The sequence below is a fragment of the Vibrio sp. 10N.286.52.C3 genome, assembly GCF_041468865.1.
GTDB classification, from domain to species: Bacteria; Pseudomonadota; Gammaproteobacteria; order Enterobacterales; family Vibrionaceae; genus Vibrio; species Vibrio crassostreae_C.
In genome coordinates this window covers 1-16,353 of sequence record NZ_JBFRJM010000053.1, presented here as the reverse complement: position 1 = coordinate 16,353, position 16,353 = coordinate 1, and the positions used below count along the sequence as shown (strand labels likewise).

At 46.0% G+C, this 16,353-nt stretch carries 14 protein-coding genes; 5 read left to right on the top strand and 9 right to left on the bottom strand.

Translation table 11 applies throughout. The annotated features are described in order from the left end of the window. Positions 1-16: 16 nt before the first annotated feature. From AB4138_RS16655 to AB4138_RS16645, 3 genes are read right to left on the bottom strand one after another with little or no spacing between them, the layout of a single operon-like run. Positions 17-1,501 carry an aldehyde dehydrogenase gene (locus AB4138_RS16655; protein WP_017065010.1) on the bottom strand — a complete coding sequence of 495 codons (1,485 nt, stop codon included), beginning with the start codon at positions 1,499-1,501 and terminating at the stop codon, positions 17-19. A 36-nt stretch (positions 1,502-1,537) separates the two neighbouring features. Beyond that, a complete protein-coding gene (gene puuR, locus AB4138_RS16650) occupies positions 1,538-2,095 on the bottom strand; it encodes an HTH-type transcriptional regulator PuuR (RefSeq protein ID WP_017065011.1) in 558 nt (185 codons plus the stop codon). A 16-nt stretch (positions 2,096-2,111) separates the two neighbouring features. After that, the gene (locus AB4138_RS16645; RefSeq protein ID WP_017065012.1) at positions 2,112-2,858 is read right to left on the bottom strand and encodes a gamma-glutamyl-gamma-aminobutyrate hydrolase family protein; all 747 of its coding nucleotides are present in this window, start codon (positions 2,856-2,858) and stop codon (positions 2,112-2,114) included. Positions 2,859-3,200: 342 nt separating this feature from the next. On the opposite strand from AB4138_RS16645, the gene AB4138_RS16640 reads away from it, so the two are divergent. Then, on the top strand, positions 3,201-4,544 hold the full coding sequence (locus tag AB4138_RS16640) for a glutamine synthetase family protein (protein ID WP_017065013.1): 1,344 nt from the start codon (positions 3,201-3,203) through the stop codon (positions 4,542-4,544). Positions 4,545-4,561: 17 nt separating this feature from the next. Continuing rightward, positions 4,562-6,037 carry a Na+/H+ antiporter NhaC family protein gene (locus AB4138_RS16635; RefSeq protein WP_372174384.1) on the top strand — a complete coding sequence of 492 codons (1,476 nt, stop codon included), beginning with the start codon at positions 4,562-4,564 and terminating at the stop codon, positions 6,035-6,037. A 109-nt stretch (positions 6,038-6,146) separates the two neighbouring features. Here AB4138_RS16635 and AB4138_RS16630 read toward each other — a convergent pair whose 3' ends face one another. The 5 genes from AB4138_RS16630 to gcl form a co-directional block, all read right to left on the bottom strand. Further along, positions 6,147-6,761, bottom strand: coding sequence for a TetR/AcrR family transcriptional regulator (locus tag AB4138_RS16630; protein ID WP_065584813.1), 615 nt, complete (start codon positions 6,759-6,761; stop codon positions 6,147-6,149). Positions 6,762-6,924: 163 nt separating this feature from the next. Next, on the bottom strand, positions 6,925-8,235 hold the full coding sequence (locus AB4138_RS16625; RefSeq protein ID WP_086969211.1) for a glycerate kinase: 1,311 nt from the start codon (positions 8,233-8,235) through the stop codon (positions 6,925-6,927). A gap of 242 nt (positions 8,236-8,477) precedes the next feature. Beyond that, positions 8,478-9,374: a 2-hydroxy-3-oxopropionate reductase gene (locus AB4138_RS16620; protein WP_372306880.1), complete on the bottom strand. Its 897-nt coding sequence runs from the start codon at positions 9,372-9,374 to the stop codon at positions 8,478-8,480. Between the two features lie 37 nt (positions 9,375-9,411). Further along, on the bottom strand, positions 9,412-10,188 hold the full coding sequence (gene hyi, locus AB4138_RS16615) for a hydroxypyruvate isomerase (RefSeq protein ID WP_372306877.1): 777 nt from the start codon (positions 10,186-10,188) through the stop codon (positions 9,412-9,414). 116 nt (positions 10,189-10,304) lie between these two features. Further along, positions 10,305-12,077, bottom strand: coding sequence for a glyoxylate carboligase (gcl, locus tag AB4138_RS16610; protein ID WP_055319178.1), 1,773 nt, complete (start codon positions 12,075-12,077; stop codon positions 10,305-10,307). A gap of 313 nt (positions 12,078-12,390) precedes the next feature. Between gcl and aceB the strand changes: the two genes are divergently transcribed. Beyond that, positions 12,391-14,016, top strand: coding sequence for a malate synthase A (gene aceB / locus AB4138_RS16605; protein ID WP_372306874.1), 1,626 nt, complete (start codon positions 12,391-12,393; stop codon positions 14,014-14,016). A gap of 101 nt (positions 14,017-14,117) precedes the next feature. Next, complete coding sequence (locus tag AB4138_RS16600; RefSeq protein WP_008220964.1) at positions 14,118-14,558, top strand: heme-binding protein; 441 nt, start codon at positions 14,118-14,120, stop codon at positions 14,556-14,558. Positions 14,559-14,657: 99 nt separating this feature from the next. On the opposite strand, the gene AB4138_RS16595 is transcribed toward AB4138_RS16600, so the two are convergent. Then, complete coding sequence (locus AB4138_RS16595) at positions 14,658-15,140, bottom strand: MarR family winged helix-turn-helix transcriptional regulator (protein WP_017054932.1); 483 nt, start codon at positions 15,138-15,140, stop codon at positions 14,658-14,660. A 123-nt stretch (positions 15,141-15,263) separates the two neighbouring features. Between AB4138_RS16595 and AB4138_RS16590 the strand changes: the two genes are divergently transcribed. Then, the gene (locus tag AB4138_RS16590) at positions 15,264-16,157 is read left to right on the top strand and encodes a DMT family transporter (RefSeq protein WP_136977858.1); all 894 of its coding nucleotides are present in this window, start codon (positions 15,264-15,266) and stop codon (positions 16,155-16,157) included. Positions 16,158-16,353: the final 196 nt, after the last annotated feature.

Sequence of the window (16,353 nt, the reverse complement as noted above, 5' to 3'; positions counted from 1 at the left end):
ATTAATCATCAGCAGGCTAAGGGTGAAGGCGAATCCAAGTGGTTTTGGTTTCTGTGAATTTTTCGATGGCGTGCAGTGATTTATCACGGCCGTTACCACTCATTTTGAACCCACCAAAAGGGACGGTCATATCACCTTCGTTGTAGTTGTTCACCCAAACAGAACCTGCCTGAAGCTGTTTAGCTACACGGTGTACGCGGTTAATGTTATTGCTCCAAAGCGCCGCACCTAAACCGTATTTTGAGTCATTGGCGATTGCGACGGCTTCAGCTTCATCTTTAAATGAGATAACACAAAGTACAGGACCAAAGATCTCTTCCTGGGCGACACGCATTTTATTGTCAACGTTATCAAGAATGGTCGGCTCAACAAATGCACCTTTGCCTTCAACATCACCCCCGCAACGAAGAACTGCACCTTCCGCTTGGCCAAGCTCTATATATTCAAGCACTTTTGATTTGTGACCTTGATCGATGAGCGCTCCCATCGAAGATGAGGTGTCCATTGGGTCTTTCGGCATAAAGGATTGAGCCGCAGAAATGACTTTATCAACAAAGCGATCTTTGATGCTTTCGTGCACTAATAAACGAGTTGCAGCGACACAGACTTCGCCTTGGTTATAGAAGCAACCACCAGCGGTTTCTGCGGCTGCACGATCGAGGTCTTCGCAGTCTTCAAATACGATATTGGCATTCTTACCACCAGCCTCAGCAAACACACGCTTAAGATTGGTTTCACCAGAACGAACCATTAATTGACCAGCAATACGAGTGGAACCCGTAAATGCAATACAGTCGACGTCATGGTGTTTCGCTAAAGCATCACCGGCTTCATGGCCAAAGCCTGTAACGACTTGAAAAACGCCACGTGGTAAGCCTGCTTGATTGGCGAGTTGACCAATATAAATAGCAGTGAGAGAAGATTTTTCAGAGGGTTTAAGAATAACGCTATTACCTGCTGCTAATGCAGGGCCAAGTTTCCAGCAAGCTAACCATAATGGAAAGTTCCATGGAACTACCGCTGCAACAACACCGATAGCTTGATGAGAAACAAAGGCGTGTACATCTTGTTCCGTTGGCGCGACTTCCCCATACACTTTATCGATGGCTTCTGCATACCAACGCAGTGCACTTGCAGCACCAGGGATATCGGTTGAAAAGCTATGGCTGATTGGCTTACCCGTATCTAGGGTTTCCAGCAACGCAAGTTCTTCACGATGTTGGTCAATCAGCGTTGCAAATTGGCTGAGTACCGCTTTGCGATATGACGGAGCGCTGTTGCTCCATTCACCAGAAAGGAAAGCTTGACGAGCACATGTTACCGCAAGCTCAACATCTTCTTCTTGGCAACGAGCTATCTGGGTCAGTGTCTCGTCGGTAGCCGGGTTAACAACATCTAGAGTTTCTCCACTGATAGCTGCGCTATATTCGCCATTAATAAAGGCACGATTTTCGATGTTTAGATTGTTTCTCAGTTCAATCCATTGTTCTTGGGTTTTCATACGCTCTCCTTGTTATCACAACAAGGCAAGGCCCACTTAGAATGTGGTTGGCGTATGCGCGCTTATCATTCGACAAGCCTTGTCTGTGTGATTTGTGAACTTGTGCGGCTGCGTCGTATCAATAATGTACGATTCACCTTGTTTAAGGACAAAAGATTGCTCTTTGTATTCCAGAGTGATTTCGCCCTCTAAAATAGTGCCGATCTCTTCGCCTTCATGTTTAATTTCCGCCGCACCCGTTGTGCCGTGGGGGGCATACTCTTCAATCAAAAATCCAATTACCTGTTCTTTGCTGCCGTTGGTTACCAATTTCATTGAAACCGACTCACTGCCCATTTCAACCAACTCTTCAGGTGCAACGACAACCTTCACTTCATCGCTTTTGGGTTGTTCAAGTGTGAAAAACTCCGAAAGAGATAAAGAAAAAACATTCACTATTTTTTGCAACGAACTTACTGAAGGGCTTACCTTCGCATTCTCAATCGAAGAGATCGCGCTATGTGTAATACCTGCTCGTTCGGCTAATTCTCGTTGTGACAATCCATGTTCTTTTCTTAATCGAACAATATTTTTACCAATCTCTTGGTTGTCCATGTAGGTGGCTCCTAACTTATAGAGAGGCCGCCATCATAAATTCTTTAAACAAAATTTGAGAGAAATGATTCGTTTTTGCTTTCCATTCTGGGTGCCACTGCACGCCAACAAAGAATTTTTGCCCTGGAAGACTAAACGCTTCCACTAAACCATCCGGTGCTTTAGCTTCCACAGTCAGTTGGGGAGCTAATTGGTCAACCCCTTGGTTATGAAGAGTATTAACCTCAAAAAAGATAGTGTTTTCCCAATGATTTTCAGTCAGCCATTTCTCAAACAAACTTTGTTTTTGCACCAACACCGCGTGTGATGGAGCGTACTTTTCCTCAAAGTCTTCGACCTCACTCTCTCTATGGTCGTTGAAACCTGAATCATGAACTGCTGGGTTCAGTGAGCCTCCCAGAGCAACATTCATCTCTTGAAATCCACGGCAAACACCAAAACACGGAATGTCTTTGTCTATCGCTTGACGAATCAAAGTAAAGGAAAGCTCATCTCGAGCTTCATCTTTCTTAGACTCTTCATGAGTGCCGTTGTAATGATGTGGTGCCACATTTGAGTGACTCCCCGGAAATAAAAAACCGTCGCAGATGTTAAGAAGACGCTCAACGTCTTCACTTGCCATATCCGGAGCCAATATCAGTGGCAACCCACCAAAGTCTTTCACAGCCGTGAGGTAAAAATTATTCACTGCCTGTATTTGATAGCCACCCAATTCTTTAGCGCAACTAACAATTCCAATAATGGGTTTGCTTGTTCTAGACATGTTACTTCCGTGCTCGATTTATTTAACACTTACACTACAAATCATGTACAAAATTATCAACACCGATGTTCGATATTATGACCAAAGCGTGACCAAACCCACCTTTTTGGTCAAAAAAACGACTAATTTTGGACATTATATTGAGCAAAACACAATCAACTGTTACAAAATAGTTAACAGAAACATCTTTCAATAAAATTGTAAATTTCAAAGTAATCAACGCAAGCTTATGTATTAAAAGGAAATAACCTTTAAAACTAGACTTTAGTCTAATTAGTACAATTGACTTGTTTCTTTTTTATTACTTTTAATTTACCAAATAGAGGCTAGTTGGAGAACACAATGGAATCGTATCTACAGGAAGTTAAAAATTTTCGACAAAAATGGCCCAACATCGAGTTTGTTGATCTGATTTTTACCGACATCAATGCCACACCAAGAGGCAAGCGCATCCCAGTAAGTGCACTACACAAGCTGCATAAAGGAGTAGCTCTTCCCCTCTCGACAATTACTTTAGATACCAAAGGTAATGTGGTTGAAACAGCAGGGTTAGGTGAAGAATTGGGAGAACCAGACAACATGTGTTTCCCAATTGCGGATACATTGATGCCTACCGCTAAAGAGCAAGTGGGCCAAATAATGTTGAGTATGATGGATGAGTCAGCCCACACCCCAAACCCGCTCTTTATTCGTAATATCGTCAGTGAAATTCTCGAAAAGTTACACACCAAAGATCAACATCCATGTGTTGCCTTAGAGCTAGAGTTTTACTTAATAGACAGGAAGCGGGGTGAGATGGGAGCACTACAAACAGCCATCAACCCAAACAAAAAATCACGAGAAAAAGATACCGAAGTCTATGACTTAGATGGTTTGGATGATTACGCAGACTTTTTGGCCGATCTTAACAAAGTCGCTCAAGAACAAGGGTTAAATACTTCGGGGGCACTATCTGAATCCGCCCCAGGACAATTCGAAATTAACTTCAACCACTCTAAAGATGTACTACGAGTGTGTGATGAAATCATCATCGTCAAACGCCTAATTCGTCAAATTGCTAATCAACATGATTTCGATGCTACCTTCATGGCTAAGCCATTTAGTGAGCAAGCTGGTAACGGTATGCACATCCACCTTAGCTTGGTGGATTCCAACGACAATAACCACTTCAGCCAACAAGATGGTGAACCCAGTAATCTCTTTTATCAAACCATGGCCGCGATGCTTGCTCAAACATCCGATTCCATGGCCTTGATTTGCCCTAACGTTAACTCTTACCGCCGCTTTGTTCCAGGAGCTTACGTGCCAACGAAAGCAGACTGGGGCGAGAACCATCGTGGTGTCGCACTGCGTGTTCCTATCAGCGACAGCAACAATCGCCGAATTGAACACCGCATTGCGGGAGCTGACGTTAACCCTTACATTCTCGCTGCAGTAGTACTATCCGCAGTATTAGCGAGTGAAAACTATACCAAAGACCAATGTCCTAACTCCCTCAGTGATGATGCAATAGACTTACCTCTGCGTATGTCTGAAGCTCTCGATCAGCTAGAACGCAGTGAGCTGACCCCGTACATCTCTAAAGAGTTTGTCGATCTATATTTAGCTTGTAAACGAAGTGAACTGGCGGAGTTTGAACGCGCCATCACTCCATTAGAAATCGACTGGATGTTGCACTCAGCATAAACAAAGGAACTACACGTATGACTACGCAAACTAAGGCGTTGGACGCGCCGCTGAAGATCAACAGTCAACACATCATGGTATCTCTATTGGTTGTCACGACTTTCATTTTCTTCACATCAATTGGATTGAACCACCAAGAAGGAGAGGCCTATGGATGGATGAGCCTTCTCCCTACCGCACTTGTTTTGGTATTCGCCCTAACTACACACCGCACCGTAGAGGCGCTTTTTAGTGGTACCATCGCTGGTGTACTACTACTCAATCCTGCGCAAGCCGTTGAGCAAATTGTCGGCATATCGATGGATGTAATGATGAACGAAACCATTGCATGGATCGTTCTAGTTTGCGGACTGATGGGGGGATTAATCGCAATTCTCGAAAAAGGCGGCAGTATTTTAAGCTTTTCAGATATGTTGGTCACAAAGGTTAAGAGCCGTAAACAATCTATGCTGATGACCTTTTTCCTCGGCATCATGATCTTTATTGATGACTATCTGAACGCGATCGCTATCTCATCATCGATGAAGAAGATTACTGACGGATACAACATCTCCCGTGAAAAACTATCTTATCTAGTCGATTCCACCGCTGCGCCGATTTGTATTCTGGTGCCAATATCAACATGGGCTATTTTCTTTAGCTCACTGCTTGAAGCGAATGGAGTGGCTGAAGCTGGTGAGGGTATCAAAGCATATATTGAAGCGATTCCATACATGGCTTATGGCTGGGTTACGCTGATAATCGTCCTTCTCGTTGCGTTAGAAAAGATGCCGGATTTAGGCGCAATGAAGCAGGCTGAGGAACGAGCGAAGAAAGGTCAAGTACGTCCTGACGGTGCAACAGACATCGACTTTGGCGCAGATATTACAGCGCACACCAACCCAACGATGGGATTAATCAACTTCCTATTGCCTATGGTGGTGTTAGTTGGTGCAAGCTGGTACTTCGGTATTGATCTATTAGCAGGCGTATTTGTCGCAATTATCTTTACTATCTGCTTCTATGGTGTTCAACGTCTAATCTCAATGAATGATATGTTTGAAGCTGTCTACGACGGAATCAAAGTTATGCTGCTGCCATTGGCAACGGTGATTGGTGGATTCATGCTGAAGTCTGTGAATGATTCTCTAGGAGTGACACAATATGTCATCGAGACAGTAAGCCCTTATCTATCGGCGTCTTACTTCCCAGCAATTATCTTTATGATCACCGGTGCATTGGTGTTTGCTACCGCATCTTCTTGGGGAACTTTTGCAGTTGCTATGCCAATCGTATTGCCTCTAGGCGAACAACTTGGCGTACCTCTACATTTAACTATTGCGGCTCTGCTTTCGGCATCAGCAGCGGGCAGTCACTCATGTTTCTTTAGTGACTCAACGGTATTGTCAGCTCAAGGTTCCGGGTGTACCTCAATGCAACACGCAACCACTCAATTCCCCTACGCATTGATAGGTATTGTCGCAACAGCTCTCTTCTTCTTGTTAGTTGGCTAAGCCTCATACAGCTAAAATACAAGCGTAAAAAATGCCTTATTCTACGATAAGGCATTTCAATTTCCTGAAGAGCAAGCTTAAAGCAACTCTCAGCAAGACTCTCCAGCTTTCAAGTGCTCCCTTTCACACCACAGCCTTTAATCACTAGCTGAGTGATGAACTCAGCGGCATCGGCATAGTCTTTATCATCGAGTTGGTCCTTCTGCATCACGCTGCAAATCTGCCAGCCAAAATCGGCGTAGGTTTGAGTTGCCGCCCAGATGGTAAACATCAGGTGATGAGCGGGAACATCGTCCATTAGGCCCTGCGCCGACCATGTCGAGAACTTATCAAGAATCATCTGGGATTGCTTATACAGCTCGTCACCAATCTCTTTCGGCAATACTTTAGCGCCAGACATCACTTCATTGGCAAATACCTTAGAGGCATGTGGATGATCGCGAGAAATGATCAGCTTGGTTTGAATATATTGAGACAAGGCTTCAACAGGATCGCTGAGCTCTTCAATCGGACGAGACGCTTCTAGTAAAGGCTGAGTGACGGTTTCAAGCACAGCGTTGTAGAGCTTATCTTTTGAGCTGAAATAATAGAATACGTTAGGCTTGGGAATGTCGGCCGCTTTCGCGATATCGGCCATTTTTGTTGCAGCATAACCATGAGTGGCGAATTGTTCACACGCGACTTCGATGATTAAATCTTGATTCTTTTGTCTGATCCTAGACATATTGCATCCTTTACAGCTCGTTACTAAAATCATAGTAATCAACGTGCTTCATTAGTCCAGAAGATAATCTCAGAACTCAAGGTCACCGCATTGATAACAATAAAATGGCCGCTCTATTTGTTAAGAAGCGACCATTCCATACCGTGTTTTTGAACTGTTCAAGTTAAAGAATCAATATTGCGCGGAAGTCATTCACATTTGTCAGCGTCGGCCCCGTGGTAAGAAGCACATCGACTTGCTTGAAGAAATCGTAGCTGTTGTTGGCATCGAGGTAGTCTTGCGCTTTAAGCGACAGGCTCGAACCTTGTTGCCATGTTTGAGGCGTGATCCATGCGCCCGCATTGTCTTCCACGCCATCAATCCCGTCGGTATCAGCAGCCAATGCAAATATGTTGTCTTGGCCTTTAAGCTCGTTATATAGGCTCAACAAGAACTCACAGTTACGCCCACCGCGACCATTCCCTTTAACGGTTACCGTGGTTTCGCCACCAGAAAGTATCACGCAAGGCGTCTCAAACGGGTGCTTATGATTGGCCACTTGCTTAGCCAGCGCTGCGTGAACTTTCGCGACATCTCGCGCCTCTCCCTCTATACAATCACTCAACACATAAGCCGGAATGCCTAAGCCTTCAGCCTCTGCCGCAGCGGATTCCAATGCCGACATCGGGGTGGCGATAATATGGTGCTCGGCGTTTTTCCAGCACTCATCATCCGGCTTTACCGTTTCTGACTCTGGGTTGTTCAACCATTCGAATGCCGAAGGTGGTGTTTCTATTCGATAGCGTTCCAGTATTGCCATCGCATCAAAACGGGTGGTGGTGTCTGGCACGGTCGGGCCCGATGCAATCACACTGATATCATCGCCCGGCACATCTGAAATCGCCAAAGAGACCACTCTTGCCGGGTAAGCAGCTTTCGCTAATCGCCCACCTTTAATCGAAGATAAATGCTTACGAACGCAGTTCATCTCATCAATAGCGGCGCCCGATTTAAGCAACGCTTTATTGATTTGTTGCTTCTCTGCCAAGCTGATGTCGCCACCGGGCAAGCTTAGTAAAGCAGAGCCACCGCCAGACAGTAGGCAAATCACTGTGTCGTCAGCACTCAAGCCACTCACCAATTGCAACATACGTTGGCTTACTTCTAAACCCATCGCGTCTGGCACGGGGTGCGCTGCTTCAATCACCTCAATATGTTCACAAGGGGCGGTGTGCTCATAACGAGTCACCACCAAGCCTTCAAGGTCACGCAGTGCAAGGTCTTGTTGTTTCTTTGCCTGCCAAACCGCTTCAAGCTCTGCTGCCATTGACGCGGCCGCTTTTCCTGCTCCTATCACCACAGTACGCCCGGCTTGGTTAGCAGAGCGATAAAAAATGTCTTGAGGAAGAAAAGGTTCGATGTGATTTTTAGGTAGCGCCTGATTAACAGCACTTGAGAAAAGGGTTTGCAGAAATTGCTTAGCATCAATGTCCATCAGCCACTCCTTAGTTGACGGAGAAAAAAAGAACCCCGATACAAGGCCAAAGGGTGCCTGCTAAGATCAAGTTGGAAAGGAACAACTTCAACCTCTGCCTTGTATCAGGAACGCGTATAAAAGGAGACGAAACTACGCGATTTATAAACAAACTGTTGGGCTACGAATCGATAGCAGCCCCAATTAATTAACGGATAATCGGTTGATTGATTAACCACTAAACGGATAAACCGTTAACTAGATTAACGAATCGAGTGGTCAGAGCGTTTCTCTATCGCTTGGATAAGCGCAGAGTGATCCCAACCTTCACCGCCCATTTCGGCACACTCGCCAAACAACGCCTGAGCATTCGCCGTATTCGGCAGTGCAACACCTAATTCTTGTGCGCCCGTTAGTGCTAAGTTCAGATCTTTCTGGTGAAGTGAGATTCTAAAGCCAGGGTCGAATGTGCCTTCAACCATGCGCTCGCCGTGCACTTCCAATATCTTAGAGTTAGCAAAGCCGCCCAATAGAGCCTGACGTACGCGTGCTGGATCGGCACCGGCTTTTGAAGCAAAGACTAACGCTTCAGACACGGCTTCGATATTCAGAGCAACGATGATTTGGTTAGCCACTTTGCACGTTTGACCTGCACCGTTATCACCCACCAGCGTGATGTTCTTACCCATGATTTCAAATAGCGGACGGGCTTTATCAAAGGCGTCTTGCTCACCGCCGACCATGATAGTCAGCGCTGCATTGATAGCGCCTACTTCGCCACCTGATACCGGAGCATCAAGGTATGAAGCACCGCCTTCGTTGATTCGCGCTGCAATGGCTTTGGTCGCGATTGGCGAGATAGAACTCATATCGATAACCAGTTTTCCAACAGCGCCACCTGCGGTGAGGCCTTGCTCGACGCCATTGTCACCAAACAGGACGTCTTCCACTTGAGGCGTATTCGGCACCATTAGGATAATGACATCCGCCGCCTCTGCCGCTTCTGCGGGTGAATGGCAGACCGTTGCGCCTGCTGCCACAAGATCGGCAGGTGCTGCATTAAAGTGATCCGACAGAATCAAATCGTGACCTGCTTTTTGAAGGTTACTCGCCATAGGTTTCCCCATGATGCCAGTTCCGATAAATGCAATTTTAGACATGTTGTTCTCCTTAACGTTTGAGGGTTACCAGACGTAATTAACGGTACTGGTGCAGCCAACCAAGGCCTTCTGTCGTTGTTGTTTTCGGCTTGTATTCGCAGCCAACCCACCCTTGATAGCCAAGTTCATCAAGATAATTGAGCACGAATGGGTAATTGATTTCGCCAGTACCCGGTTCGTGTCGGCCTGGGTTATCAGCCAGTTGCACGTGTGCGATTTGGCCAATGTTCTGCTGCATGGTCGGCGTAAGATCGCCTTCCATAATTTGCATGTGATAAATATCGTATTGGATAGAAAGGTTATCGCTCCCTACCTCTTTGATTATCGCTTTGGCTTGCTCAGTGGTGTTCAAGAAGAAGCCCGGAATATCGCGGGTATTGATCGCTTCGATCACTAAGCTGATGCCTTCTGCTGCTAGCGCGTTCGCCGCGTAATGCAGGTTAATCACAAACGCCGATTGCGCGTCTTGTTGGGTCACACCTTGCGGAACAATCCCCGCCAAGCAATTCACTTGAGTACAACCGAGTGCTTTTGCGTAAGCGATGGCTTTAGGTACACCCGCTTGAAACTCTTCAACTCTTGCTGGGTCTACCGCGATACCACGGTCGCCAGCGTCCCAATCACCCGCAGGCAAGTTAAATAGCACTTGCTCTAGGTTATTAGTATCGAGCTTTGCTTTGATTGCCTGAGCATCAAAGGCGTAAGGGAAAAGGTATTCCACACCTTGAAAGCCCGCTTCTGCGGCGGCTTCAAAGCGATCCATAAAATCAACTTCCGTGAATAACATTGACAAGTTTGCTGCAAATTTTGCCATGACTCTGTCCTTATTCTTTATCTGTAAAAATCTGGTTATTTGTAGTAAAGCCTCGCTCTATTGGAGACTTTCCGTAGAGCTAAACCTCAGCTCTACGGATACACATGACTTAATGATTACTTGTACGCCAGCGCCGTTGGAGCATCGCCGCGGCTTTCGGCAAGCGGTTCAAACTCGTTAATAGCATTGATCTCTACGCCCATCGCAATGTTGGTTACTCGCTCAAGAATCAGTTCAACGACCACTGGCACCTTGTGCTTGTTCATCAGCTCTTTTGCTTGCTCAAACGCAGCGGCAATTTGGTCTGGTTCACGAACTCGAATTGCCTTACAGCCTAGGCCTTCAACAACGGCAACATGGTCAACACCGTAGCCTTCAAGCTCTGGCGCATTCTGGTTATCAAACGCCAGTTGTACACAATAATCGATATCAAATTGGCGCTGTGCTTGGCGAATCAAGCCTAGATACGAGTTGTTCACCAACACATGAATGTATGGCAGATTGAATTGAGCACCTACTGCCAGTTCTTCGATCATAAATTGGAAATCGTAATCACCAGAGATAGCAACGATATCGCGATTTGGATCAGCCGCTCGTACACCTAATGCAGCGGGCGTTGTCCAACCCAATGGGCCAGCCTGACCACAGTTGATCCAGTTACGCGGCTTATAAACATGCAGGAACTGAGCGGCTGCAATTTGCGACAAACCAATGGTGCTCACATAACAAGTGTCACGACCAAATGCCTTGTTCATCTCTTCATAAACACGCATCGGTTTCATTGGCGCTTCATCGAAATTGGTTTTACGCAGCATGGTCGACTTGCGTTCCTGACACTCACTTGCCCAAGCATTTCGGTTCGGCAGCTTGCCAGCATCACGCCACTCTTGCGCCACTTCAACCATTAGCTCTAGTGCAGCTTTCGCATCAGAGACTATGCCTAAATCCGGGCAGAACACACGACCGATTTGGGTTGGTTCAATGTCCACATGTACGAACTTACGGCCTTCGGTGTAAACATCCACAGAGCCAGTATGACGGTTTGCCCAACGGTTACCGACACCAAACACAAAATCAGAGTTAAGCATGGTTTCGTTACCGTAACGGTGAGAAGTTTGTAGCCCTACCATGCCCGCCATTAAGTCATGATCATCCGGGATCGATCCCCAACCCATTAAGGTTGGAATCACAGGAACACCAGTGATCTCGGCAAACTGTTGCAACAATTCAGATGCGCCAGCGTTAATCACGCCACCACCGGATACAATCAGCGGTTTTTCCGATTGAGACATCATGGTTAATGCTTTCTCAACCTGCGCGCGTGTCGCTTGTGGCTTATAAGGTTCTAGCGGTTCATAGGTATCGATATCAAATTCAATCTCAGCCAACTGAACATCAATCGGTAGATCAATCAGGATTGGACCCGGACGACCCGAACGCATTAAATGAAAGGCTTTTTGAAATGCGCGTGGCACTTGAGCAGGTTCCAGTACCGTGGTTGCCCACTTAGTCACAGGCTTAGCGATAGATTCAATGTCGACCGCTTGGAAATCTTCTTTGTGAAGACGAGCACGTGGCGCTTGGCCTGTGATGCATAGAATTGGAATCGAATCTGCAGACGCAGAATAAAGACCCGTGATCATGTCCGTTCCCGCAGGGCCAGAGGTACCAATACACACACCAATATTGTCTTGATTAGTGCGCGTGTACCCTTCGGCCATATGCGATGCACCCTCTACGTGGCGAGCTAAGACGTGGTCGATTCCTCCGAGCTTTTTCATAGCCGCATACATAGGATTAATTGCTGCGCCGGGAACACCAAATGCGATGTCTACACCTTCACGTTTAAGCACCTCTACCGCTGCTTCAATCGCTTTCATAATTGCCATTCGAACCTCCAGTTCAGATTGTATACAATTAAACTAACTTTTGTGTACTATGAACCATCCTCGCTATTTATCAACCCCAAAATGAAACAATTTCGTTACATCAAGCTGCCATTTTGAGTAAGCACCCACCCTGAAAAGCTTACAATTCATTGCTTTACATAAAATATCTTTACGTAAAAATAAATCACAAAAAGACCAAATGATAAATAAATGTTAAATACCCTTTGCTTGTTTACAATTTATGCAATATAAATATCCTTAAAAATAGCATTTTGTATACAAAGTGACATCGTATTGTTTAAAGGAGACAACAATGATGAATGACGTAAAAGAGAGAGAAGAAGTACAATGTATGCAGGTACTTGGGAAGATGGACAACTCCGAGTACAAAGAGATCTTGTCTAAAGATGCATTAAAATTCTTAGAAGCTCTCGTGAATAAGTTTGGAGATCGCCGTCATGCCCTGCTAAGTGACCGCGACGTAAAACAAGCTCAATATGACGAGGGTGAGTTACCCAATTTCAGAAAGGACACCATTTCCATTCGCCAAAATAAAGAATGGAAAGTGGCAACACCGCCGCCAGAGTTACTGGATCGCCGCGTAGAGATCACCGGGCCTATCGAAAGAAAGATGGTGATCAACGCGCTAAACTCAGGCGCGAAAGTCTTCATGTGTTGCTTTGAGGATGCGTCTTCCCCGACTTGGGCCAATATGGTCGAAGGGCAAATCAACCTAAGAGATGCCAACCTAGGCACCATTAGTTACTTCGATGAGAAGAAACAGAAGCGTTACCAATTAAACGACGATCCTGCACTGCTGATTGCCCGCCCACGTGGTATTCATTTACCTGAGCAGTCCATTCAATTCAACAATCAGCCTATCGGCGGTTGCTTGATGGACTTCGCCTTATACTTTTTCCACAACTATCAATCACGTGCACAACAAGGTTTGGGGGTTTACTACTACATTCCAAAACTTGAAAGCATGGAAGAAGCACAATGGTGGGACGATATTTTCAGCTTCACCGAAAATTATTTCCATGTACCAAAAGGCACCATTCGCGCGACAGTATTGATCGAAACGCTACCAGCCGTGTTCCAGATGGAAGAGATCTTGTATGCAATGCGTGATCACATCGTGGCAATGAACTGTGGTCGTTGGGATTACATTTTCAGCTACATCAAAACGCTGAAGAACCATAAAGACCGCATCCTGCCAGATCGTCACGGCATCGGCATGGATCAAGAATTCCTCAACGCCTATAGCCAACTGTTGGTGCGTACTTGTCACGCTCGTGGCGCACTGGCGATGGGTGGTATGTCAGCCTTTATTCCAGCGAAAGACCCGCAAGAGATGGCGCGTGTAACCGCCAAGGTTATCGAAGATAAGCAAAGAGAATCTCAGAACGGACACGACGGCACATGGGTCGCGCACCCTGCACTGGTTGATTTGGCAATGTCGATCTTTGATAAGCACTTAGATGGCAAAATAAACCAAATGGATTTCCAAAGCCCAGAGCATGTGATCAATGCAGACTCTCTGCTAAAACCTTGTGAAGGCAGCCGCGACGAAGCAGGCGTTCGTAAGAATATCCGCATCGCGCTGTATTACATCGAAGCTTGGATTCAAGGCTACGGCTGTGTACCTATCTACGGCCTTATGGAAGATGCGGCGACCGCTGAGATCTCGAGAGCCAATATCTGGCAATGGATCCACCACGGGGTAACACTCGATGATGGCCAAACCTTTACCAAATCACTATTCCACTCTTGGCTTTACCAAGAGCTGGACACCATAAAACATGAAGTCGGAGACTCGCGCTATGCTGCAGGTCGATTTGAAGAGACAGCCGATCTTTTCTATCAACTTTCTACAGCCGAAGAGTTCGCTGCCTTCCTAACTTTACCCAGCTATGGGCTATTACAAGAGTCCAGTTAGGACTCTTGTACCGAGCTGAATCAGTCGATGATATTCACAACTAGAGTAATGATTGGCTGACTTGGCTTGGTACATGGCCCCTTGAAAAACTAGGAGATAACATGGGAAGTTTGACTCTACAACAAGCGTTAACCATCATAGATGGCACCTTAAAAGCAGGAAACAAGATCCACACAGAACCTTTGACGGTCGCCGTCTTAGACAGCGGTGGCAAGCTGATTTCTTTGCAACGTCAAGATGGCTCTAGCATGATGCGACCAGACATCGCGATCGCTAAAGCATGGGGAGCACTCGCACTGGGCTGTTCCTCAAGAAAACTGGCCCAAGATGCTGACAATCGACCAGCATTTATCTCCGCCGTAAACGTACTCGCACACGGAAACATGGTGCCAGTTCCAGGGGGGCTACTGATTCGAGATAAGGACAAAACGGTACTTGGCGCGATTGGTGTCAGCGGTGACATTTCAGATATCGACGAGAGCTGCGCCATTAATGGCATTGGCTGCGCAGAACTGTTCAGTGACGAGATGCTGCAAGCTTAACTCGCCAATTCGCTGTACTTGAAATTCTTAGACAGGAACAAAAAAACCGAAGCGATTAGGCTTCGGTTTTTCATTGAATCTAAAGGAAGATCAGCAAAACTACTCGTACGCGCTCAACCATGTTTTCAGAAGTTGGTTGGTGTTCTTCTTCTGACTCGCAGACAATGATTTAACCAGTTTTTTCTGCATTTCGACATGTTCAGTCATCATTTGGTCAATCAGAATAAGACCATCTTTAGTTAACTGGACACTCACGCTGCGTCTGTCTTCTTTGCTGTGCTCACGACTGATCAGCCCTTTGGCTTCTAGCTTATCAAGGCGATTGGTCATCGCACCTGATGTCAGCATCATCGACCCGATCAGTTCTGACGGAGTCAGTCGGTAAGGCTTTCCAGAACGTCGTAACGTCGCCAGCACATCAAACTCACCCAGCTTCATGTCGTATTTTTTATGAAGCTCGGCAACTTGCGTCTCCATATACTTGGCAATACGCATAATCCGACCCATCATTGCCATAGGCTCAGTTTCTAGTTCGGGCTTTTCCTTTGCCCATTGCTCTACTACGCGGTCGATAGCATCCATTTGCAATCTCGCTCCGTTGTTAGTCTGATTACTTCAAACTAGTTTAACATAAAGATACTTTACAACCACTAGTTCTCAGTATACAGTTCACACAATAGTTATCTTAACGTAAAGATATTTCAGATGAACATATTATTAGCAATGATCCCCGCGTTCTTTTGGGGAACAACCTATGCAGTGACGCAATTTACGCTACAGGAGTGGCCACCATTATTATTGGGTGCTTTGCGTGCGTTACCTGCTGGTTTGTTATTGCTAGCAGTAAAGCCAACACTACCTAAAAAAGGCGAGTGGCAGATCATTTTCACACTGGGCCTTATCAATATCGCGACCTTCTTTGGCTTGATCTTCGTGATGGCGCTAACGCTACCTTCGGCAATCTCTGGCGTGGGTATGATCTCTGTGCCGGTGTTCGCGATGATCTTCCACTGGGTAGTGAAAAAACAGCGCCCACACCTGATTCAAGCCCTTTCAGGTATTGGCTTGATCACCTTAGCGTGGGTACTCTTTAACCCAAGCCAAATTGCTCTGAACCCAATAGGTTTAGGCGCAATGTTCGCCGCGATCATGTGTATCGTTATCGGCAGCAGCATTACCAAGTCACTGGGTAATCGCATGCACTGGTGGAAGGTATTAACGTGGCAACTGATTCTGGGCGGTACGATTTTGTCTGTCGCGTCTGGCGTTCATGCATTCATCGACCCGCAGCCTTATGTTAATGCTGTGACTCATTTCGATACTCGCAATGCGATGGGCTTGGTTTGGGTTATTGGTCTAAATACTGCACTGGGTTACGGCATGTATGTGTGGTTGCTACAACGTATGTCTGTGGTTGATTTCACCTTCGGTGGCATCGCCAACCCAGTGGCTGGCATCGTGACCGGTATGGTGTTAATGGGTGAATCATTTACTCCAGTCCAATACTCGCTAATGACTGGCATGATCGTGATGTCACTGCTGCCACAACTTATTCTGGCAGTAAGACAGTCCAAACAAGTCAAGCCTGTTACGCAGTAGATACCGTCTCTTAAACGTATTGATCAAAAACGCGCCTCATTTCGGGCGCGTTTTTGTTGCTACGCTGAAGCAATAACCTAACAGCCATACTCGCCGAATTGATCATTTCTTGAACTAAATCAAACCTCACAAAGAATAATGACTTTACTTAAGCTATCTAAAGTGAATTTATTTTCTATAAAATAATTATATTAGA